Here is a 23,002-nt window from a genome sequence, read left to right as displayed (position 1 = left end):
GATTACAATGGGAATAACTATTGAATAAGGTAGGAATGTAACAGTGTATAAATTAGCAGCTAATGTTGTCAAAGTAATATTAAAATTAATGGGTTCAAAGGCTCGTGTATATGGAGAAGAAAACTTGCCGAAAGATGGTGGGTATATTATAGCCTGTACACATACAGGCTACGTCGATATTTTAAACCTTGGTGTAGCCATGTACCCTCGTGAAATTCACTTTATGGCGAAGAAGCAATTATTTGAAATGAAAGGGCTTGGCTGGCTTATTGAGCGTTTAAATGCCTTTCCGGTGGATCGTGATAATCCTGGACCAAGCGTGATTAAAATTCCTTCACAGTTATTGAAAGAAGGTAAAATTGTAGGGATTTTTCCCTCTGGTACTCGTAGCTCAGAAGGAACGGATTTGAAGCAAGGAGCGATTACGATTGCACAGCTAGCAAAGGCGCAAATTGTTCCAGCTGCATATGTTGGCGCGCGTAATGCTGGCGATGTAATGAAGCGTGGCAAAGGCTACTTAATCTATGGTGAGCCATTTTATGTAACAGGGAAAGGGAAAGAAGGTCGTGAGCAATTTACACAACATCTTGAACATGAGCTAATTTCTTTAACGGAAGAATTACAAAAACGTATTGCAGTCAAATAAAGAGAAACGGCACTCAGAGTCACATAGATTTTGAGTGCTTTGTTGTAGGAGGAGAAACATGATTCGAGTACTTTTCGTTTGCTTAGGTAATATTTGTCGCTCTCCCATGGCAGAAGCCGTCATGCGAGATTTAGTAGAAAAAGAGCATTTAGGAGATAAAATTGAAGTGGATTCTGCTGCCACAAGTTCATGGCATATTGGTGAACCTCCACATCAAGGTACACTGGATAAGCTTAGAGAATATGGTATTTCCACAACAGGCATGCAAGGTCGGCAATTACAAAGGGCTGATTTTGAAAAATTCGCTTATATTATCGGTATGGATGAAAGCAATATTTGCAATATCCGAACGATGCTAGGCGATCCGCGCTCACCAAAGATTTTTCGTTTTCTAGATTTAACGGAACATCGCAAAGACGTCCCTGATCCGTATTATACGGGTGATTTTCAAGAAACCTATGATTTAGTGCAAGAAGGCTGTCAGGCATTACTAGCAAAAATAAAACAAGAGCTGTTGTAAAGTGACACTAAAAAACGAAAATTTTAACAGCTATTTCTTCAGAAAATATTAGCTTAAACATTGGTATATATAGCTTTGTAAGCATCATTGTGTTATTATTTGCAGAGTAAAGATACGATAAGTATTTAATTACCATTTACAGATGTGCAACTGCGTATCTATCATTTTTATAAACTTATATTTGAAAGAGAGTGGAAACAATGGGTCGTAAGTGGAACAACATTAAAGAAAAGAAAGCGTCTAAAGATCAAAGCACAAGCCGTATTAATGCAAAATTCGGGCGAGAAATTTATGTGGCAGCTAAATCAGGCGAACCAGATCCAGAGTCAAACCGTGCACTTAAAGTAGTGCTCGAACGCGCAAAAACATACAGTGTTCCAAAACATATTATAGAAAAAGCCATCGATAAAGCAAAAGGTGGCGGCGATGAAAACTTTGATGAATTACGTTATGAAGGCTTTGGACCAGCAGGCACAATGATTATTGTGGATGCTTTAACAAACAATGTGAATCGTACAGCATCAGATGTTCGTGCGGCATTTGGTAAAAATAACGGGAATATGGGTGTCAGTGGATCTGTCGCTTATATGTTCGATTCAACAGCAGTTATTGGCTTAGAAGGTAAAACGGCTGATGAAGTACTTGAAATTTTAATGGAAGCAGATATTGATGCTCGCGATATTTTAGAAGAGGATGACGCGGTTATTATTTATGCGGAGCCAGATCAATTCTTTGCGACACAAGAAGCGTTAAAGGCTGCAGGGGTTGCAGAATTTACAGTAGCAGAGCTTTCTATGCTGCCTCAAACAGAAGTTGCATTAACTGGCGACGATGTAGCTAAGTTTGAAAAACTAATCGATGCATTAGAAGATTTAGAGGATGTACAAAATGTCTTCCACAATGCAGATTTAGGCGAATAAATCGATAAATGAAGTGAGTAAACCAGTAGCTAATTAGCTACTGGTTTTTAATTAGGGAGGAAAACGATGCAGAGTTTTTTAGCCATTAGCTTATTTTTAGTCACATTATTTTTTGTCATAGTGCAACCACGTAAACTATCTATCGGCTGGTCAGCCTGTATAGGGGCGGCGATTGCCTTACTAATGGGTGTAGTTACCTGGCACGATGTGTTAGAAGTAACTGGAATTGTTTGGAATGCGACGTTATCATTTATTGGCATTATTTTAATTTCGCTAATCTTAGATGAAATTGGTTTTTTCGAATGGGCAGCTCTGCACATGGCACGACTTGCGAAGGGGAGCGGAATTCGCTTATTTGTTTATATTGCTTGCCTAGGGGCAGTTGTGTCGGCCCTATTTGCTAATGATGGAGCGGCTTTAATACTCACTCCCATTGTGTTAGCAATGGTAAGAAAACTGAATTTAACTGAAAAAATGATTTTCCCGTTTATCATGGCAAGTGGTTTTATAGCAGATACAACTTCCTTACCATTTGTAATAAGTAATTTAACTAATATTGTATCAGCTGATTTTTTTGAAATCGGCTTTATAGAGTATGCAATTCATATGGTTGTACCGAATTTCTTTTCTTTAGTGGCCAGTATTGTTGTACTATATATTGTTTTTCGACGGTCCATTCCACAGCATTATTCTCTTGAGGCTGTTGAGCATCCAAAGCAGGCAATTCGAGATCCTCGCTTATTTTCGATAGCTTGGTATGTGATCGCCATCCTATTAGTAGGGTTCGTGGTCGGTGAAGTTCTACACATTCCTGTATCCTTCGTTTTATGCGGTGTTGCTTCTATTTTCTTATGGCTTGCACAGCGTAGTAAGGTTGTAGATACGAAGAGAGTCATAAAAGGAGCGCCGTGGAATATAGTGTTCTTTTCCATCGGTATGTATGTGGTGGTCTATGGATTAAAAAATGTAGGGATGACAGGATTGCTAGCCAGTTTACTAGAGCAAGCGGTACAGCAAGGTTTTGTAGTGGCAACCATGACGATGGGCTTTGTTGCGGCAATTTTGTCTGCAGTGATGAATAATTTACCTACTGTTATGATTGATGCCTTAGCCATTTCTGAAACAAGTGCAACTGGTATGATGAAGGAAGGGCTCATTTATGCAAATGTCATTGGCACAAATTTAGGTCCGAAAATGACACCGATTGGCTCACTTGCGACATTATTATGGCTTCATATATTGGCTCAAAAGGGCATTAAAATTAGCTGGGGACAGTATTTTAGAATCGGCATCATTCTTACAATTCCAACACTGCTCGCTACTTTACTAGCATTAGTTTTTTGGATAAGTATAATAGCATAGTTATATTGTCGAAATAATGAAATAAATAGTACAATAAGTAATATTAAGATATTAATATATCAGCGTATTAAAGGAGGAAAGTATGCGAGCGACAGGTAAATTAAGTAATAAAATTGTGCTAATGTCATTTGTTATGCTATTAGCTTTGTTAGCCTTTTTCATTGTAACAACGATCTATACAGCGAAATCATCTGTTAATAAAACAATGGGAACGCAGGCAGTTGCAGTTGCTGAGAATATTGCAAAACGTCTGAATGCAGATGAATACGAACAACTCTCACAGGACCCAAAGGAATCTGAATTATATTGGCAGCTAAGGCAAGAACTCAATGAATTGCGTGAAATAAATGGGGTTCTGTATGCCTATACTTTCGCAGTCCCAAAGGAAGATAAAAAGGTTCGATTTTTAGTGGATGGTATGCCAGTAGATGATCAAGAAAATGCTGGCGTTATAGGAGATGAATCTGCTTCCACCTATTATAAAGATTTAAAAAGAGTAATGGATACGGGGAACTACTACTCCGATATTTTACATAGCGATTTTGGCGATTATTTATCAGGTACTGTGCCATTAAAAGATGCGTCAGGAAATATTGTTGCCTTTGTAGGCGTAGATATAGGGGCAACAGAGGTAAGTGGTGTGACAAATGCTGTGCTAACAGCCATTTTGCCTGCTTTAATTGTCGGTATATTAGCTTTAACAGGACTTGTTATGTTTATTATGTATCGTTATATCAATCGAGCATTAAAGCCTTTAACAAATTTAGGTGTTGCCGCACAAAACTTTGCACAAGGAGATATTGCTAAGGCAACGATGGCAGTAGAGGAAATTCAATTGACAGGAAAAAATGAAATTACTATTTTTGCTCAATCCTTTAAGGAATCTCTACAAAGATTAAAAGAAACATTCCACACGATTCAACAACGAACATTAGCTTTACAAAGTGTCGTTCAAAAGATTGATGAGACAACTCATCATGTGGAAACATCAAACGCTCAAATTGCGGATCGTATTATCGAAATTGCTGCGGGGAGTGAGCAGCAGCAGCAAAACAATCAAGAGGTTGTATTAACGATGAACGAAATGTCGATTGGTATTCAACGTCTAGCTGATACTACGTCTGAAATTGCCGAGTCATCTTCAGCTATGACTAATCTAGTTGAAACAAGTGTTGGTCATTCACAAGAAGTCGTATCACAAATTCAAAATGTAGAAGCCTCGGTTTTACGTACAGCTAATCATGTCGAGGAGATGGGCGAGAAGTTCCGTTCTATTGAAGAGATGGTGATGATCATTACGAGTATTGCCGATCAAACAAACTTACTTGCTTTGAATGCGGCGATTGAAGCAGCGAGGGCCGGGGAAGCAGGTAAAGGATTTGCGGTTGTTGCGGACGAAGTACGTAAACTTGCAGAGATGTCTAAATCATCAGCTGACGAAATACACATGCATTTAGAAAGCTTTAAGAAAATAACAGATCGAGCATTGCAAGAGATGTCGAGCAGTACAGTAGACGTACAAGCAGGCAATAAAGCGGTGCAATATATTGGTGTAAGCTTAGAGCAAATATTGCAATCAGTCATTGAGGTAAATAACAAAATTCAAGATGATTCAGCTGTGATCGAGGAAATGTCAGCTGGCTCTGAGGAAATATTAGCTACTATAGAGCAAATGAATGATATTGCGAAGCATAGTGTGCTAGGAACAAAGGAAGTTGCCACTTCCTCTGACTTACAAGTATCAATGGTTTCGGAATTAAATGAAGTTGTAACCATTTTAGATCAGACATCTAAAGAAGTTATCGATACGATTAATACATTCAAATTATGATGACCTTGAAACTATTTTTCTATAAGCATAGGTCTTGTAGAAAAATAGTTTTTTTAATAGGAGATAGTAGTGTGTAAATGTCGAAAAAAACCAAATTAAGGGAAATTAGAAAATAATTTGTGTTTTACCCATTGTGAAAACTTTCAAACCATAACATAATATAAAGTAATATTTGTTGAACGAAATAGGGGGGCTAAAGTATGAGGTTTTTACGTTCAATACAGGGGAAATTGATTATTATTTCATTAGCAATACTGGTTATTCCAAGTTTAATAATTGGTATAGTTAGCTACGGTAAGGCTAAGAATGGCATGGAGGAAATTGGTGAGCAAGTACTTTACAATAGCGTAGAATCAGCTTTGCAAATAATTGAGCTTGCCAATGAGAGTGTTGAAAAAGGTGACATTCCTTTAGAAGTTGCACAGGAGCGAGTACGTGAGGCGTTTCTTGGACCTAAAGATAGCGAAGGGAAACGCCCTATTAATTATCCTGGTGATTTAGGAGAATATGGCTATATTTATGTATTGGATGATAAGGGGACATTAACAACACACCCAACTCGAGAAGGGGATAATCTTTGGAATGACCAGGATAGTAGCGGAAATTATTTTATTCGGGAAGTTACTGAAAAGGCTCTTGCTGGCGGTGGTTTTACAATATATGAATTTGAGCTACCAGGTCAGGATGTCTTAGCAGATAAAATTATTTATTCGGAGAAAGATCCACATTGGGGATGGGTAATCGCATCAGGTACATATATGCAAGATTTTAACGAAGGGGCAAATTCTTTATTGTTAGTGATTGGTGTGACATTAGTGGGTGCCATTATTATCGGGACAATCGTAGTCATTTTAGTATCTAGACATCTGGCATTACCAGTTAAAAAATTATCGATGCGTGTGCGAGAAGTAGCGCAGGGGAATTTAACTGTAGAGATTGACCATTTACAGCGTTCAGATGAAATTGGACAGTTAAATGAGGGCTTTAATGAAATGGTAAATCAACTCAAAACGCTTATTTCAGATGTGGAGGAAGCGATTGTAGAAATACAATCGACATCAGCGAACCTAACAGCAGTGGCTGAAGAGACGGATGCCTATGGTGACGAAATCGTCAAAGCCATCAATGAAGTATCTAAAGGTGCAGTCAAGCAAGCATCAGATGCGGAGGATACAAATCGAACAGCTATTGAGTTTGCTCAACAAATTGAAGGATTGCACGATAAAAATGATTTAATGTTGGATGCATCACAGCATATGAAAAAATCAAATGAAGAAGGTCTCGTTAATCTAGATAGTTTAAAAGAGACATCACAGGAATCTTCTGATATTATTCAGAGCATTCAAGCTGTTTTTGGCAGTTTAATAGTCAAAGTGCATGAAATTGAAGGTATTGTAGAGACAATTACGGAAATTTCCGACCAAACAAACCTACTGGCTCTTAATGCCTCTATTGAAGCCGCAAGAGCGGGAGAACATGGTAAAGGATTTGCAGTTGTTGCAGAAGAAGTACGTAAGCTTGCGGATCAAACATCAGTCGCGACAGAGCTCGTCCGCACCACTATAAAGGGGATTGAAAGTGAAACGAAGTTAGTCAATGATGAGATGCAGAAAACGCATGCTATTGTGCATCAGCAAAATGATTCGGTTCAGGTGACAGCGTTATCCTTTAAAGAAATTAAATTGGCTGTTGAAAAAATAATAGCCATTATAGGAGATATGGCAGAGGGTGTAGAATATTTAAATAGCTCCAAGAATGTTATTATGCAGTCGATTGAAAGCATTGCAATGATTAGTGAAAAGAATGCTGCTGCATCTGAAGAGGTAACAGCGTCTGTAGATGAGCAGCAACGAGCAATTCAGCTTGTTAGTGAGTCTTCCAATGATCTAACTGATGAAATATCAGCCTTACAGGAGTCTATTAAACGCTTTATATTGAGATAATTATGCAGGATGCTTGGTCAACAAGCATCCTTTTTTCTTTAGCTGCGTTAATAAAAGGTAAAGGAGGGGTGATTTGTGAAAAAATGGGTAATTGGAGGAAGTGTTCTTCTGGTAAGCATTGGAATGGTTCTTTATATTTGGTTGGGAAAACAAATAGAGCAGGGTGTTGAACCAAGTGCAAAAGGCTCTGCTGACTATATGATTATACTAGGGGCAAAAGTAAAGGCGGGTGGTGTACCATCACTTTCATTAAAAAGTAGATTAGAGGTGGCAGTTCCATACTTAACAAAATACCCTCATGTTAAGGTCATTGTGTCAGGGGGGCAAGGACCTGATGAAGATCAAACAGAGGCATCTGTTATGCAAGAATATTTAGAACAGAACGGTATCGAGGCTACAAGGATTATCGTCGAGGACAAGTCTACGTCCACTTATGAAAATTTAGTATTTTCCAAAAAACTATTACCGAAAGATACAAAGAAAATCACCATCGTTTCAAATGACTTTCATTTGAAACGCGCCAAGTATTTAGCAGAAACTTTAGATTTCGAAGTGGATGTCGTCGCAGCCGAAACACCAAAGTCAGTAGAAGCTAAACTAAGATTGAGAGAAAGAGCTGCTTTATTAAAAACGTATATTGTTGGCTATTAAAGTACTTTCATTGAGGCGTAATTATTTCTAGTGCTTTCTCGTAAAAAACACCACTACAAAAATAGATAATTGTTTCTTAATAGGTTTCATTTGGCATATAATAGAAATATCACGGGGTATAGGACAGAAAGAGGGGACTTCAATGACAACGTTTAAAGATTATCAATATAGCCGTCCAAATGTGGCAGCGATGAAAGAACAGCAATTAGCACTTATCGAGCAATTTAAACATGCACAATCAATAGATGAGCAAAGTGGTGTAATTGAGAAGCTAAATGCCATCAGTAATGACTTTGCGACAATGGCTAACTTAGTATACATTCGCGCTTCAATCGATACGAATGATGAATTTTATCAAGCAGAACGCGATTACTTCGATGAAGTAGGACCAGAGCTAGAAGAAATAACAACTGAATATTATAAAGCATTAATTGATTCACCATTCCGTGAGCAATTAGAAGAGAAGTGGGGTCAACAATTATTTGACCTTGCAAGCTATCAAATTAAAGGTTTTTCACCAGCAGTTATCGATTTAATGCAAAAAGAAAACAAGCTTGTTTCTGAGTATAATAAGCTTGTAGCTTCTGCACAAATTGACTTTAATGGGGAGACATTAACACTTGCTCAGCTTGGTCCGTTTGCAGAATCAACTGATCGAGAAACACGTAAGGCAGCAACTGATGCCCGTTTTGGTTTCTTTGCGAAGCATGAAGATGATTTCGATCGTTTATATGATGAGCTTGTAAAAGTACGTCATGAAATTGCGATTAAACTAGGCTATAACAACTATGTTGAGCTAGGATATGTTCGTATGAATCGTATTGATTATAATGCGGAAATGGTTCAAAAATTCCGTGATCAGGTTCGTGATTTAATTGTACCTGTGGCAACGAAGCTATATGAGCGTCAGGCAAAGCGTATTGGAATTGAAGATTTTAAATTCTATGATGAAGCATTCAACTTCTTATCAGGTAATGCTGCTCCAAAAGGAGATCCAGAGTGGATCGTGGCGAACGGTAAGAAAATGTATGAGGAATTATCACCTGAAACAGGAGAATTCTTCAATTTCATGATTGACCATGACTTAATGGACCTAGTAGCGAAGAAAGGGAAAGAGAGTGGTGGTTATTGTACATTTATTGAAAACTATCATTCTCCATTTATTTTCTCGAATTTTAACGGTACGTCAGGTGATATCGATGTATTAACACATGAAGCAGGACATGCCTTCCAAGTTTATTCAAGCCGTAACATTGGCATTCCTGAGTATCTATGGCCGACCTATGAATCTTGTGAAATTCACTCGATGAGTATGGAATTCTTCACATGGCCTTGGATGGAGTTGTTCTTTAAAGAGGATACAGAGAAATATAAATTTACGCATTTAAGTAGTGGTCTTTTATTCTTACCATATGGTGTTGCAGTAGATGAGTTCCAACATGTTATTTATGAAAATCCAACAATGACGCCGGCTGAACGAAAAGCAGCATGGAAAAAAATTGAGGAAACATATTTACCACACCGCGACTATGATCATAACAGCTACCTAGAGGCTGGAGGCATATGGCAACGTCAGGGTCATATTTATGCAAGTCCATTTTATTATATTGATTACACGTTAGCCCAAATTTGTGCATTCCAGTTCTGGAAACGCTCACGTGAAGAATTTGAATCGGCTTGGAAAGACTATATTCATCTATGTGGCTTAGGTGGTTCTATGTCCTTTACAAAGCTGGTAAAAGAGGCAGGTTTAATTTCACCATTTGAAGATGGCTGTGTTGAATCGGTTATCGGGGAAATTGAGGAATACTTAAATTCAGTAGACGATTCTTCACTATAATTGATTACGTAAATTCGCTACACTTCCATGCTAAGAGTTGTGGAAGTGAGCGAATTTTTTAGTTTGTCAAAGTTGATTTTTCAAGCAAATTCGAAAAATCTGGATGCATTGCTTAGCTGTGCGCATATAGCAATGTCGCCCCGTAGCATCATTGATTTTGTTTAAAAATACTAGGATACTTGCGAAATGGGTAATATATCAGTAGTATTTTCAGTAACTGTGAAAAAAGGAAGTGAATAAAAGTGACGAGGAAAGTTTGGTTTCAAGTAGGTGTAGGGATATTAATTACACTACTAATCATTAAATATTTTATAGAGATTCATTGGATTTTTTCACCATTAGTCATCATATTAAAAGCCATTTTTGTCCCTTTACTACTTGGCGGTGTCCTCTATTATGTGACAGAACCGATTCAGAGATTTTTAGAAAAACGTAGATTTCCTAGATGGGGAAGTATTTTGACGATTGTGTTCGGGCTAATAGCCATTGTAGGGATTTTTGGCTGGATTATTGGTAATCCGATTGCTGAGCAGGTCAATAAATTAGTGAAGAATGCCCCTATGATTAGTACGAGCATTAGCACAAGCATTCAGCAACTAACAGACTATGTAACGCAAAATAAAGATAACTTCCCACAGCAATTAAATGATGTTATTGAAAAAATGGCAAATTCAGTACAAGATGTTGCAGTAGTGGCGAGTAAAGGATTTATGTCTTTTTTACAATCCATAGTGTCCGTATCGTTATTAGCCATATTAATTCCATTTTTCTTTATTTTTATGCTGAAGGATCATGAGAAGTTTGCCCCATCCATCTATAAGTATTTCAGTGGTGAACGTCAGCAATGGGTAAAGAAAACTTTAAGCGAAATTGATGATGTATTACGTACTTATATTCAGGGACAACTGCAAATTAGTTTTTTATTAGCACTTATTATGTATGTCGGCTATTTAATTATTGGGTTAGACTATTCGTTGCTGCTAGTAATCTTCGCGTTCTTTATGAACATGATTCCATTTATCGGACCTTGGATCGCCTTTGCGCCAGCGCTGATCGTAGCAGTTATTCAGGATCCTATTTTAGTTGTTTGGGTATCCGTTGTGACGCTTGTTGCTCAGCAAATTGATAGTAACTTTATCACACCTAATGTTATGGGGAAATCCCTTGATATCCACCCATTAACCGTGATTACAATTATTCTAGCAGCAGGTAATATAGCAGGTTTTATTGGAATTATTATCGCTGTACCATTTTATGCAGTATTAAAGGTTATCGTATCCAATATTTATGATCAACGTAATGCGATTAAGAAAAAAGCGACGAAGTCAGTATAGGAGTCGAAACAATGGAACGAGAAATTGTAAAGGTATTTAATGAGCAGCATGAGCAAATAGGGACAGCTACGAGAGCAGAAGTACATGAAAAAGGGCTTTGGCATGAGACTTTTCATTGCTGGCTTGTCAATGAAGACTATATTTATTTTCAAATACGTAGCTCACAGAAAAAAGATTATCCAGGCTTACTCGATATTACAGCAGCAGGACATCTTTTAGCGATTGAGACTGTGGAGTCAGGCATCAGAGAAGTAAAAGAAGAATTAGGGCTCCAGATAGATGTCCATGAAGTTGTCAAAATGGGCATGACCTCTTGTAGTATCGTTTCCGAAAATATGATTGACAATGAATTTTGCCATGTCTACATATACCCTTTCGAGCACGATTGGGATTCCTTTGATTTACAGTACGAGGAAGTATCAGGTGTAGTGAGAGCAAGGCTAAATGAGGCTGAGGCTTTCTTCTTGGGAGAAACAACAACACTTAATATTGAAGGGTACGAGTATTTCCCTGATGGTCAACGAGTGAAAATAGTCAGACCAGTTGGCACCACGCAATTTGTTCCTTATCGAGAATTGTATGTAGCACAAGTGATAAAATTTACACGCGAAAAGATATTTAACCAAACATCATAAGAGGGAAAGTAGGACAAGCTATCAATGCAAGCTTGTCCTACTTTTTTGGCAAAAATGATTTAGAAACTACACGATATAACAGTAAAAAATACGTTATACTGTAAGATAGATTGTAAAGAAAAGGAGCATTTTTAATATGCTAACATTTGAACAAAAACAAGCGATTATTGAATCGTTTTCTGGACTAACAAAAAAGGAGATTTCATTGAAACGCTTAAATTATCACTATATGGATAGTCTTTATGAAAAGACGATTGTAGTGGAAAAGCTACACCCAAATGGCAATGGCTTTGTCTTTGTTGGGGATTTATTACGCTATGAGCAAGAGGCTACTGATAAAGGATTAGTGAATATCCGTGATTACGATGAGCAACAGCTACGTGAGATTATTGAGGATTCTATCCAGTATTTATCAGAAGAAGTAGAAGAGCAGGAGCCGATTGTAGAGATTTGGCATAGCCGAGACGGTGTGAAATTACAGCTAGCGTTTGAGCAACGTTCTTGGAATGTGTATCATGGAGAAAATCTTGAAGAGGCATTTGGTACGTATGATGCAGCAAAGGAATATTTACTAGAAGAAGGCTTTCGTACAAAGAAATAAACATACGGGGGATCATCATAAATGAACGGAAAAAAATTAGTGGGAATTGTAATTGTTGTTTTAATCGTGGCATGCTTATTCTCAGTTTTTACCATTACTAATTTTTATAAAAACCATGAGGAACAGCCAAATCGAGAAAATCGAGAAATTAATAAGTCAAAGAGCTTGAATTTAATTTTGCCACAGGCTACAATTATCTCGAATTCAAGATAATCGAGAGGTGATTGTTAGTGCAACACATTTTTTATAAAGGTACAGATGAAACAAAACCGACGTTACTATTGTTACATGGCACAGGCGGTAATGAAGAAAGTTTAATTGGGTTGGCAAAAGAAATAGATGAAACAGCCAATATTTTAAGTGTACGTGGAAATGTTCTTGAGCATGGGATGCCGCGATTTTTCCGTCGATTAGCAGAAGGTGTCTTTGATATAGAGGATTTAATCTTTCGTACTAAAGAGCTTCATGACTTTTTACAGGAGGCGGCACAGCAATATGGCTTTGATCGTCAACGAATTGTAGCGATTGGCTATTCAAATGGCGCTAATATTGCAGCAAGCCTATTATTTCATTATGCTGATGCGTTAGCGGGAGCTATTTTACATCATCCAATGGTACCAAGACGTGGAATAGAATTACCTCAACTTTCTTCTACGCCTGTTTTTATCGGTGCTGGAACGAATGATCCGATGTGTACAGCACAGGAGTCTGAGGATTTAGAAGCGCTTTTAACGTCTTCAGGTGCAATGGTCACGACAGCTTGGTTTAATTTTGGTCATCAGCTAACAATGCCGGAAGTACAAGCAGCAAAAGAATGGTATAACAGTATCTATGTTTAATTGAAAAATCCGCCTCTTTTCCTAAAGGAGGCGGATTTTAATGATTTTATTTACTTTTCTTTGAAAAAGGTAGCCACCAGTTCCAATCACCAAATAATTTCATGAGACTTGGCACAAGCATAAGACGAATAATCGTCGCATCAATAGCGACGGCAATGGCTATACCAACACCAATTTGTTTTACAGGCATCACGTCTGTGAAGGCAAATGCCCCTGTAATAACAATCATAATAAGCGCCGCCGATGTAATAATACGGCTAGTGGATGTTAACCCATCAATTGTTGCGTGTGTATTATCTGCCCCTTTTAAATATTCTTCTTGGATACGAGAGATTAAGAAGACTTCGTAGTCCATACTTAAGCCGAACACCAGACAGAAAACAATGACTGGAATAATTAGTACAATCGGGCCTGCTTCAATACCAAAATGTCCATATTGGAAAATATAAACGAGTATACCGAACGCAGATGAAAGCCCAATAATGTTCATAATAATCGCCTTTAATGGGATTAAAATCGAACGGAATGCCAGCATTAAAATAAAGAATGTGGAAACGATGATAATGGCTATAGCCAAAACTATTTTATTCGCAATTTCATCAAAAATCTCTTGGTTGAATTTAGCGGGTCCTCCAAGCGCGAAATCTACACCTAAATCTTGATCCATCCAAGATCGGGCAAATTTTTGAGCAGTAGTGGAAGAGCCCGCTGCATCGATGGTAATAGGGATAAATAATTGAGTATCTTTTGAAAAAGTATTCATTACAGATTTTAACTGTTCCGCAATCTGTGGAATTGCTAAAGAAGTAGAAAGCTCCTCAGGTGTTTGAATGTTAGCAGCTGTATAGACTGTTGAAATATTTGTTACTAGGGAGTCCTTTAATAGCTTTCCTTGAATAGCATAAATGAGCTCTCTTCCTTCAGCATCCTCCCAGCCTTCTTTTCGTTCAGCTAATAAATATAACGTAGATGATTCACCCAGTCCAAACGTTTCATCTAATTTATCATATGCTGCACGTGCATCATATTTAGTTGGCAAGGAGTCAACCTGTGGAATCGTTAGTTGTATGTCCTTTAATGGGAGCATACCAATGCCAAGTAATAATAAAGCAGAGATTACAATGGCTATTGGATGTTTCATGACAAAGCCTGCAAAGCCACGCCAACGATTGGCACCACCTTGTTTAATGCGTATTAGACGCCATTTATTGAGTTTATCTCCTAATAGCATCATAGTGGCAGGGAGTAGTGTTAAGCCAGAAAGAACGGCTAACAGGACGACTATGGTACCTCCTAGAGCGATATTGTGAAAAATCTCTACATCAATAACGATCATAGCGCCTAAGCCTATCATGACACAAACGGCAGAGAAAATGATGGAACGTCCTGCTGTTTGTATAGCAGTTTGAATAGCTTGGACTATAGAGGTGTGCATGCGCTCTTCTCGGTAACGATTAATAAACAACAATGCAAAATCAATGCTTAAAGCAAGCCCGAGCATTGGGACAATATTTAAGACGAAAATGGATAGATTCACACTACCACTAAGGAGCGTCATTATACCGAACGCAGTAACAACCGTTACAACACCAATGATGATTGGCAAAATGGAAGCAATCACTGTACCAAAAGCCAATAAGAGAACAACGATGGCAATGGGTAACCCAATGGCTTCAGCGGAAGCTAAATCTTTTTGACTGGCTGTATTAATGTCAGCAGAAATAACGGGTCCTCCCGTAATGCTAACGCCATCTTCTTCAATTAATGATCGAAAATTTTCTACAATTTCAGAAAGGTTCTCCACATCATTTTTTAAATGAACCATTGCATAGGCAATGTCATCTTTACGTAAAGAGGAGTCTTCTAAAGGTGATTGGATTGAATGTATGTCTTTTATGCTATCTAGTTTTTTTAAAGTGTTTTTGATTTGTTGATCTTCAGCTGGATCAAAGACAATTAAAATCGTATCAGATGGTAGATCAAAGTTTTCTGCTAGCTCATTTGTCACATAGGTATGGTCGGCTTCAACAAAAAAGCCATCACCCTGAAGTTTACCTGGAAGCTGTAGAGCAAAATAAGCCATTGCTAGAAAAATAATAAGCCATATCGCTACGATTGCTTTTGCATGTGCTGTAATAAATGCCGAAAAAGTTTTCATAGTTGTTAATGCATCCCCCTTTTCAAATAGTGTAAAGGATGTGTCACATTTTGTCGTGTGACAAAGTAAAGACTCCTGTCCATCTATTGGACAGGAGTCTTTCATAGTGTTGAAAAACAAAACCATCCATAGAATTTATGTGAAAGGTGAAAAAGGATTTCCGTTGCAGGCTACTTGCTTTCCTGTGGGCGAGCGCCGAGCCGCTTCCTCTGCTACCGCTCCGTGCAGGGGCTCGCCTGTCTCGCTATTCCCACGGGAGTCAAGTAGCCTTCCACTCCAACCCACAAAAATATTACCTTTTTTAGCAAAGGTCTTTACTACTCTTTATGGAGGGGTGTTGTCACACATCACTTCTCCACATTGAAAATAAGAGGCTATCCTCTCTTATAATATAAATAATGGGCTATTTTGTTCAGGAAAAGACACTTTTGCAGAATGGTTGATTGGAGTGGAGCCAGCGTCACTCCTAGGGGATTTAGCGTCACAGAGGAGACCCTGGAGCGAACGCAGTGAGTGAAGCGGCTCATCGGACGCCCCCTGGAAAGGACACTGGCGGAACGGAAATCAACCCCTCGCCTTACAAAATTGCTTATTATGCCGTTGACATTACCTTTTTTCAACAACATGAAAGACTCCTGTCCATCTATTGGACAGGAGCCTTTTATTAAAAGAATAATGATAAGAGGAAATAAATAACAGATGCCATCACGGCTGAAATTGGCATTGTAATAATCCAAGTAGTGACAATCTTACGGGCCATACCCCAGTTTACACCACGTACACGCTGTGCAGAACCAACACCCATTATAGATGAAGAAATAACATGTGTGGTTGATACTGGTAAGTGGACTAACGTAGCCCCAAAAATGACAGTAGCGGAAGCTAAATCTGCTGCAACACCGTTAACAGGACGAATTTTCATAATTTTACCGCCAACGGTTTTGATGATTTTATAACCACCTATCGATGTACCTAGACCCATTGCTGCAGCTGCTGCAGCACGTACCCAGAACGGTATTTCATCTCCTGTATGCAAACCACCAGCAATTAACGCCATTGTCATAATCCCCATTGCTTTTTGTGCATCGTTTGTCCCGTGGGTAAATGATTGAATGGCCGCAGTGAAAATTTGCATAGTACGGAAACCTTTATTTGTTCGATATAAGTTTAAATTTTTAAACCATATTTTAAATAGCGTCATCATAATAAAACCTGCGCAAATAGCAAGTATTGGAGAAAAAACTAACGCCATAATAATTTTAGTAAAGCCACCATAGTTTAGCACATTAAAGCCAGCAGAAGCGATAGCAGCGCCGGCAATAGAGCCAATCAATGTGTGAGAAGAACTAGATGGAATACCAAAATACCATGTCAATAAATTCCAAATTATAGCTGAAATTAACGCAGCTAAAATAACGACTGAACCAGTTGTGTCACCTTCAAAAGCATTTAAAGAGAAAGGGTCTACAATATCTTTTGTTAGAGCTTTTGCAACCCCTACAAAGGTAATAGCACCGATAAAGTTCATGGTTGCTGCCATGATGATTGCTACTCGAGGTGGCAATGCTCTAGTGGAAACCGAAGTTGCGATAGCATTTGCTGTATCATGGAAGCCATTGATAAAGTCAAATGTAAGGGCAAAGATGACGACCAGTACGGTTAGTATAATGATTGTGTTCATTGTAAAGTGCCCATCTCCTAATTATGCGTTGCGCATGATAATTGTTTCCATAGTATTTGCTACGTTTTGACAATGATCAGCGATATCTTCAAGTTGTTCATATATATCTTTAAATTTAATGAGGCGAATTGGATCTTTTTCATTTAAAAATAATTTCTTAATGGAAGAACGCTGTACCTCATCACATTCACGTTCATAGTCTTTAATAAGAATTGCGTGTGGACGCATGCCAATTAGATTCTTTTTCTTTAACTCTTCAGTCGCTTTAACAATTTCATCAGCACTTTTAGAAATAAACCCTAAGAACGTACGCATGGATTCATCGATTTCTGTCAGGGAAAACATTTCAAAGTGTGCAATACAGTGTTCTGTTCCATCTAAAATATCATCCATACGAATGGCAAACTCTAAAATATCCTCACGTTCAATAGGTGTCATAAATGATTTGTTTAGCATTACGATCAGTTCATGAATGAGCTTATCGCCAGCAGTTTCGTAATTTTTCATTGTAATGCTAATCTCTTTTAGGTCAGCTACACTGTTAATACGAAAATCATTTGCGTAATGTACAGCCTCTCTCATATTTTCAGCAATTTTATGCAATGCAATAAAGAAAGGGTCTTGTTTTTTTGAGTTAAGCATGTAAATCGAATCCTCCTGGATATAAATAAAATTAATCGACCTCTAAACTTTATTATCATAACAAAATCTTTAATTTATCTACATAAAAACTTTATATTCGACATGAAAATTTACATTCCTGTAATATTTATTTCGTTCACAAAATGAAAGGGGAACAAACTGTATTTACTTTTATAGATACAGGAAAAGTCTTTATTTAATAAGGAATTATCTTATAGTTTTTTCTGTTTGGTACAGATTTCAACGGAAAATAGGATGAATAACAAGAGAAATAGCATGATGAATTGTAAAGCTAATGTAAATACGTTTGAACTATGAGGAAGTCTTCTTATTCTTAAGAATTTCTTCATTTTTATCCTTCCTCTTTATTAAGAATTGTTTTCTACAATGGGAAATGAATGAGAAAGGAGCGTTTATAAACAAATGATTCAAGTTGAAAACTTACAGCATACATTTTTAATTGGTAAAAGAGGGAAGGAAAAACAGGTTCCAGTATTGAAAGGTGTGAACTTTGAAGTTAATAAAGGAGAGATTGTTGCCATTGTAGGAAAAAGTGGTTCTGGCAAATCGACCTTATTACAAGTTCTTGCTGGTTTTATGAAAGCTGAACAGGGATCTATTAAAGTAAATGGTAAGGAAACAGCCCATCTGACTGAAACAGAAAGTGCTGCTTTTCGCTTACGTCAATTTGGCTTTATTTTTCAAAACTTTCAGTTGATGCCGGGTTTAACGGCTTTCGAAAATATTGAATTACCTTTAAAACTACAGGGCTTACGTAAGGCTGTACGGAAAGAAAAGGTAAAGAAATTAATGGACAAAGTTGGTCTGACAGAAGTGGCAGATCATTATCCTAATGAATTATCTGGTGGACAACAACAACGTGTCAGTATTGCGCGTGCCCTTATCACAAATCCTCCGATATTGCTTGCTGATGAGCCTACAGGAAGTCTCGATTCAGAAACCGAGCAAGATATTTTATTGCTTATCCAGAGCCTAAACCGTGAGTTAGGGCTAACCTTTGTCATTATTACGCATGATGAAGAAGTGGCTACGATAGCACATAGACGTTTTCGCATGTATGATGGCGAACTTGTAAAGGAGGAGGCTTAACATGTTATTTAAAGATCAACTAGATTTTGTAACACAACATATTAAGAAAAATAAGCTGCGCGTGTTTATGACGATACTAGCTGCAACGATGGGCTGTGCTTTTCTGATTGTGCTAGCATCCGTTGGTTTTGGATTACAGGAATCTTTACGCAATGAAATTCTTTCGAATGAAACAGTTACGAAAATTCAAGTATATGGCGATAAGCAATTGACAGAAGAGCAAGTACAAGAAATTAAAAATTTAGACCATGTAGAAACGGTGCTTGAAACGATAAGTGTGAATGCTTCTGCACATTCCTTTTTTGGTGATCGTGATACAACCTCTAATTTAATTTTGTCGGATATGCAGGACTTTGAGCAGGTGAACGGCAAGCTTGCAAAAGGACACTATCCAACAAAGCCAAATGAAATTGTTGTAGGCTATCATTTTGGTCAAACATTATTGAATGAGGCAGAACGCAATATTATTGGAGAAAAGAGTAAAAAGGCTGAAGCAGAAGGAACATACTATGATGGTAGTGAAGAAGGCTATAAAGAATCATTAATTGGAAAAAATATAGAGTTTTCCTTAGTGGCTCATACTGGCACAAATAATGAAACGCAAAAAATGGTCTATACAATTGTTGGTGTGATGGAGAAGCCTTCTTATGATTGGATGGTTGATAACGCCATTCATATGGATAAAGCACAAAAGTCAGTGTTAGCTGAAAATATACCTGCCAATAGTGATATCAAAGAAGAGGAGCTATTTTACTCAGAATTTAATATTTATGCGGATACTTTAGAAAATGTAAAGCCGATTTTGGAGAAGTTAAAGGGTAAAGGCTATAGTGTCTATTCAGTGACCGAACAATTAGATCAAATGAATGTATTTTTCCTTGTACTAAAAATTGGCTTAATCTTTGTAGGAACGATTGCGGTGCTGATTGCTTCTATTGGTATTTTTAATACAATGACAATGGCAGTCACAGAGCGTACACGTGAAATCGGTGTGTTAAAGGCGATTGGTGCAAGTCCGAAGCTTATTCAACGACTATTCTTAATGGAGAGCACGTTTATTGGTATTTTTGGAACGTTTATTGCGGTTGTTATTTCGTATGCCATCAGCTTTGGGGCTAACGCAGCATTACCATTGATTCTTAAGGCAGCGACAGGAGAGGAGGCTTTTGCAACAAATGATATAATATTCTCTCTTATACCATGGCAATTAGTCATTATTGCAGCCGCGATTAGTATCGGAGTAGCGATGATTTCAGGCTATCGTCCAGCACGCAAAGCGACTAAAATAGATGTGATTCAAGCTTTACGACAAGAGCTATAAAATAAAAGGCGGTCCATTCAAAGATGGATCGCCTTTCTATTAGGGAAGGGGGACCCCGTAGATTATAAATAATCTTTTAACTCTTTGGCTAAAAATGGTGTGGCATTGAGTAATTTTAAGAAGGCATCGTAGCTGGCGCGTTGCTCTTCACTAGGTTTTTTACCTGTTTGATATGCTCGAATTAAAATGTTTTTAGGGGTATTTTCCATATCAATAAACTCTAAAAGCTGTGCCTCATAGCCAACCAAGGATAATATTTCAGCACGAATAGCATCTGTGGCTAGTGCTGCAAAACGTTCTCGAACAAGACCGTGTTGCAACATAATATCAAGAGCTGGCGTATTTAATTGACGATTTAACTCATGCTGACAACAAGGGACACTTAATATGACACGGGCCCCCCATTTCACAGCACGAGCTAGTGCCATGTCTGTCGCAACATCACATGCATGTAGTGTTACCACCATGTCCACAGCAGATTCATCATTATAATCATTAATATCTCCTACAAGAAATTCGAGCTGGTCATAGCCTAGATCCTGTGCGATTCTTGAACATTCTTCAATAACCTCTTTTTTCAAATCTAAACCAGTAACACGAATGTCTAAGCCCTTTTCGATTTTTAAATAATGATACAAAGCGAAGGTTAAGTAAGATTTACCCGAACCAAAATCTAAAATACGCACTTGTCGATCCTGAGGTAAGTAAGTTAAAGCATCATCAATAAATTCAATGAAACGATTAATTTGCTTAAACTTATCGTATTTTTGTTTCTTTACTTTCCCTTCTTCTGTTTGTACCCCAAGCCGAATTAAAAATGGATAGGGCTGGTCATCAGATAGTAAATAATTTTTTTTTCGATTATGGGCTAAATTGACTTGTTTAGGGGAGGTCGATTTATCAGATTTCCAAAGGACCTTATTCTTTTTGGATAATTGCACTTGTACTTTTTCATCTACAAAATCGATATGTGCTTGACGATAATCCTCAAAAATGGCTTCAAGCTTGTAAGGGAAATCGGCCAATTCAATATTTTCATGTTTTAAAATGCGTTCATATTGGTATTCAATTTGTATATGATAATGATTTTTTAACATTAATGGCTTTAATTTTATACGTTTGATTTCGTTCGATTTCATGCGTGGTTGACTGATTGTAGCAGTCACAAGCTGTTGCTGCAAAATTTGCTCAATGAGCAGAGCTTTCATTTCTTCAAATGTCATACATTTTCGCCTACTTTATTGTGTAATAGATGGCACTAGTTTAACACATTTTATAATAGACAATGGCTACTTTGACATTCGGAAAAATTTTAATAAAAATTCTGAGTATTTATAGGTGGAATTGTATATTCATGGTATCTTAAATATAGTAATTCTTTTTGAATTGGAGATACTAAAGAGGAAAATAGGAGGAGAAAATATGTCAGATAACATGTATCAATTATTAGCAATTATTATTTACATGGTCGCCATGCTAGCAATAGGTTGGTATGCATTTGTGAAAACATCCAATTTAACAGACTATATGCTTGGCGGTCGTTCCTTAGGTCCAGCGGTTACTGCGCTAAGTGCAGGTGCTGCGGATATGTCTGGCTGGCTCCTTATGGGCTTACCAGGTGCGATATTTTTATCAGGTCTTGTGGAAGCTTGGATTGCGATTGGACTCACAATAGGGGCTTATTTAAACTGGCTGCTTGTTGCACCACGTTTACGGGTTTACACACAAGTTACGAATGATTCCATTACCATTCCAAGTTATTTGGATAATCGATTACGTGATAATACTAAGCTTATTAGGATTGCTTCAGGTATTATCATCCTATTATTTTTCACGTTTTATGTATCGTCAGGAATGGTAGCAGGAGGCAAGTTTTTCGAGAGTTCATTTGGTTATGATTATCACACAGGGTTATTAATCGTTTCAGGGGTAACAGTTGCCTATACCCTATTTGGTGGGTTTTTAGCGGTTAGTTATACAGATTTTTTACAAGGTCTTATTATGTTTTTAGCACTTATAATGGTACCGGTATTTGGCTTATTTGTAACAGGAGGTATAGGTGATACAATTACATCCATTAAAGCTGTTGATCCAGATCTTCTAAATTTATTACCAGCCACTGCGACAGCGGCAGGAATTATTTCTTCAGTTGCTTGGGGTTTAGGTTATTTTGGACAGCCACATATCATTGTTCGCTTTATGGCAATTAGCTCTGTGAAGGAAACGAAGCAGGCTCGACGTATTGGTATTGGCTGGATGATGTTAAGTTTATTTGGTGCTATTGGAACGGCTTTGGTAGGGGTAGCCTATTATGAGCAAAACGCTGGTGAGCTGAAAGACGCTGAAACAGTATTTATTGTACTTGGACAAATTTTATTCCATCCATTTATAGCGGGTATTATGCTGGCGGCTATTTTAGCAGCTGTTATGAGTACCATTTCCTCACAGCTTATTGTGACTTCTTCAGCGCTTGTAGAGGATATTTATAAAGCTTTATTTAATAAAACAGCAGATGATAAACATTATGTTTTTGTTGGACGTATGGCTGTATTAGTTGTAGCAATTATTGCAGCAATCCTAGCGTGGAATCCTGATAGTTCCATTTTAAGCTTAGTTGGCTTTGCTTGGGCAGGATTTGGTGCAGCGTTTGGACCTATTATTTTACTCTCTTTATATTGGAGAAAGCTCACGAATTATGGAGCACTTAGCGGAATGGTAACAGGGGCTGCAACTGCGTTTATTTGGGGTAAAGTAGATGCTTTATCAAGTGCACTATATGAAATAGTTCCTGGCTTCTTTGTTTGTTTAATTGTTGCGGTTGTTGTCAGTATGCTGACATATAGACCAAATAAAGAAATCGAAGAAGAGTTCACTCGCTCAGAAATATTACTAAAAGAAGAAAGAAAATAGTTAAAATGCGCCTTTTCTTAAGAGGCGCATTTTTTAGAAAAATAGCTGAATATCAAGA

General features: G+C 37.7%; 20 protein-coding genes. 16 read left to right on the top strand and 4 right to left on the bottom strand.

Annotation, left to right across the window (positions count from 1 at the left end):
* The first annotated feature begins 43 nt into the window (after positions 1-43).
* The 13 genes from V6670_RS20965 (at position 44) to V6670_RS20905 (ending at position 13,122) form a co-directional block, all read left to right on the top strand.
* Positions 44-646: a 1-acyl-sn-glycerol-3-phosphate acyltransferase gene (locus V6670_RS20965; RefSeq protein ID WP_036128502.1), complete on the top strand. Its 603-nt coding sequence runs from the start codon at positions 44-46 to the stop codon at positions 644-646.
* Between the two features lie 58 nt (positions 647-704).
* A complete protein-coding gene (locus V6670_RS20960; RefSeq protein WP_141904256.1) occupies positions 705-1,166 on the top strand; it encodes a low molecular weight protein-tyrosine-phosphatase in 462 nt (153 codons plus the stop codon).
* 200 nt (positions 1,167-1,366) lie between these two features.
* Positions 1,367-2,086 (top strand): YebC/PmpR family DNA-binding transcriptional regulator, encoded by a 720-nt coding sequence (locus V6670_RS20955; protein ID WP_141904257.1) that lies wholly within the window; start codon positions 1,367-1,369, stop codon positions 2,084-2,086.
* Positions 2,087-2,152: 66 nt separating this feature from the next.
* Positions 2,153-3,448, top strand: a complete 1,296-nt coding sequence (locus tag V6670_RS20950) for an arsenic transporter (RefSeq protein ID WP_141904258.1) — start codon at positions 2,153-2,155, stop codon at positions 3,446-3,448.
* An 82-nt stretch (positions 3,449-3,530) separates the two neighbouring features.
* Positions 3,531-5,279, top strand: coding sequence for a methyl-accepting chemotaxis protein (locus tag V6670_RS20945; RefSeq protein WP_141904259.1), 1,749 nt, complete (start codon positions 3,531-3,533; stop codon positions 5,277-5,279).
* A 200-nt stretch (positions 5,280-5,479) separates the two neighbouring features.
* Complete coding sequence (locus tag V6670_RS20940) at positions 5,480-7,222, top strand: methyl-accepting chemotaxis protein (RefSeq protein WP_141904260.1); 1,743 nt, start codon at positions 5,480-5,482, stop codon at positions 7,220-7,222.
* A 90-nt stretch (positions 7,223-7,312) separates the two neighbouring features.
* Positions 7,313-7,873, top strand: coding sequence for a YdcF family protein (locus V6670_RS20935; RefSeq protein WP_141904325.1), 561 nt, complete (start codon positions 7,313-7,315; stop codon positions 7,871-7,873).
* 142 nt (positions 7,874-8,015) lie between these two features.
* Positions 8,016-9,713 (top strand): M3 family oligoendopeptidase, encoded by a 1,698-nt coding sequence (locus tag V6670_RS20930; protein ID WP_141904261.1) that lies wholly within the window; start codon positions 8,016-8,018, stop codon positions 9,711-9,713.
* Between the two features lie 242 nt (positions 9,714-9,955).
* Complete coding sequence (locus V6670_RS20925; RefSeq protein WP_141904262.1) at positions 9,956-11,047, top strand: AI-2E family transporter; 1,092 nt, start codon at positions 9,956-9,958, stop codon at positions 11,045-11,047.
* An 11-nt stretch (positions 11,048-11,058) separates the two neighbouring features.
* Complete coding sequence (locus V6670_RS20920) at positions 11,059-11,682, top strand: NUDIX domain-containing protein (RefSeq protein ID WP_141904263.1); 624 nt, start codon at positions 11,059-11,061, stop codon at positions 11,680-11,682.
* Between the two features lie 136 nt (positions 11,683-11,818).
* Positions 11,819-12,283, top strand: coding sequence for a hypothetical protein (locus tag V6670_RS20915; protein WP_036128470.1), 465 nt, complete (start codon positions 11,819-11,821; stop codon positions 12,281-12,283).
* 21 nt (positions 12,284-12,304) lie between these two features.
* Entirely contained in the window at positions 12,305-12,496 is a 192-nt protein-coding gene (locus V6670_RS20910) for a hypothetical protein (RefSeq protein ID WP_036128468.1), read from the top strand.
* A gap of 17 nt (positions 12,497-12,513) precedes the next feature.
* Positions 12,514-13,122 carry an alpha/beta hydrolase gene (locus V6670_RS20905; protein ID WP_036128466.1) on the top strand — a complete coding sequence of 203 codons (609 nt, stop codon included), beginning with the start codon at positions 12,514-12,516 and terminating at the stop codon, positions 13,120-13,122.
* A gap of 46 nt (positions 13,123-13,168) precedes the next feature.
* Here V6670_RS20905 and V6670_RS20900 read toward each other — a convergent pair whose 3' ends face one another.
* The 3 genes from V6670_RS20900 to V6670_RS20890 all read right to left on the bottom strand — a co-directional run bounded on the left by V6670_RS20900 (position 13,169) and on the right by V6670_RS20890 (position 17,603).
* Entirely contained in the window at positions 13,169-15,280 is a 2,112-nt protein-coding gene (locus V6670_RS20900; protein ID WP_338652020.1) for an MMPL family transporter, read from the bottom strand.
* Positions 15,281-15,944: 664 nt separating this feature from the next.
* The gene (locus V6670_RS20895; protein ID WP_058844748.1) at positions 15,945-16,961 is read right to left on the bottom strand and encodes an inorganic phosphate transporter; all 1,017 of its coding nucleotides are present in this window, start codon (positions 16,959-16,961) and stop codon (positions 15,945-15,947) included.
* A gap of 21 nt (positions 16,962-16,982) precedes the next feature.
* Positions 16,983-17,603: a DUF47 domain-containing protein gene (locus tag V6670_RS20890; RefSeq protein WP_036128422.1), complete on the bottom strand. Its 621-nt coding sequence runs from the start codon at positions 17,601-17,603 to the stop codon at positions 16,983-16,985.
* Between the two features lie 423 nt (positions 17,604-18,026).
* Between V6670_RS20890 and V6670_RS20885 the strand changes: the two genes are divergently transcribed.
* Both V6670_RS20885 and V6670_RS20880 read left to right on the top strand, forming a co-directional pair.
* On the top strand, positions 18,027-18,713 hold the full coding sequence (locus tag V6670_RS20885; protein ID WP_141904265.1) for an ABC transporter ATP-binding protein: 687 nt from the start codon (positions 18,027-18,029) through the stop codon (positions 18,711-18,713).
* Position 18,714: 1 nt separating this feature from the next.
* The gene (locus tag V6670_RS20880) at positions 18,715-20,034 is read left to right on the top strand and encodes an FtsX-like permease family protein (RefSeq protein WP_338652019.1); all 1,320 of its coding nucleotides are present in this window, start codon (positions 18,715-18,717) and stop codon (positions 20,032-20,034) included.
* A 62-nt stretch (positions 20,035-20,096) separates the two neighbouring features.
* Here V6670_RS20880 and V6670_RS20875 read toward each other — a convergent pair whose 3' ends face one another.
* The gene (locus V6670_RS20875) at positions 20,097-21,257 is read right to left on the bottom strand and encodes an SAM-dependent methyltransferase (protein ID WP_141904267.1); all 1,161 of its coding nucleotides are present in this window, start codon (positions 21,255-21,257) and stop codon (positions 20,097-20,099) included.
* Positions 21,258-21,456: 199 nt separating this feature from the next.
* Between V6670_RS20875 and putP the strand changes: the two genes are divergently transcribed.
* Positions 21,457-22,944, top strand: coding sequence for a sodium/proline symporter PutP (putP, locus tag V6670_RS20870; RefSeq protein WP_036128414.1), 1,488 nt, complete (start codon positions 21,457-21,459; stop codon positions 22,942-22,944).
* Positions 22,945-23,002 lie beyond the last annotated feature (58 nt).

The sequence above is a fragment of the Lysinibacillus sp. Y5S-8 genome (genome assembly GCF_036894365.1).
Lineage (GTDB): Bacteria > Bacillota > Bacilli > Bacillales_A > Planococcaceae > Lysinibacillus > Lysinibacillus fusiformis_D.
Note: the sequence above shows the minus strand (reverse complement) of the source record. Positions and strands in the feature narration are given on the sequence as shown.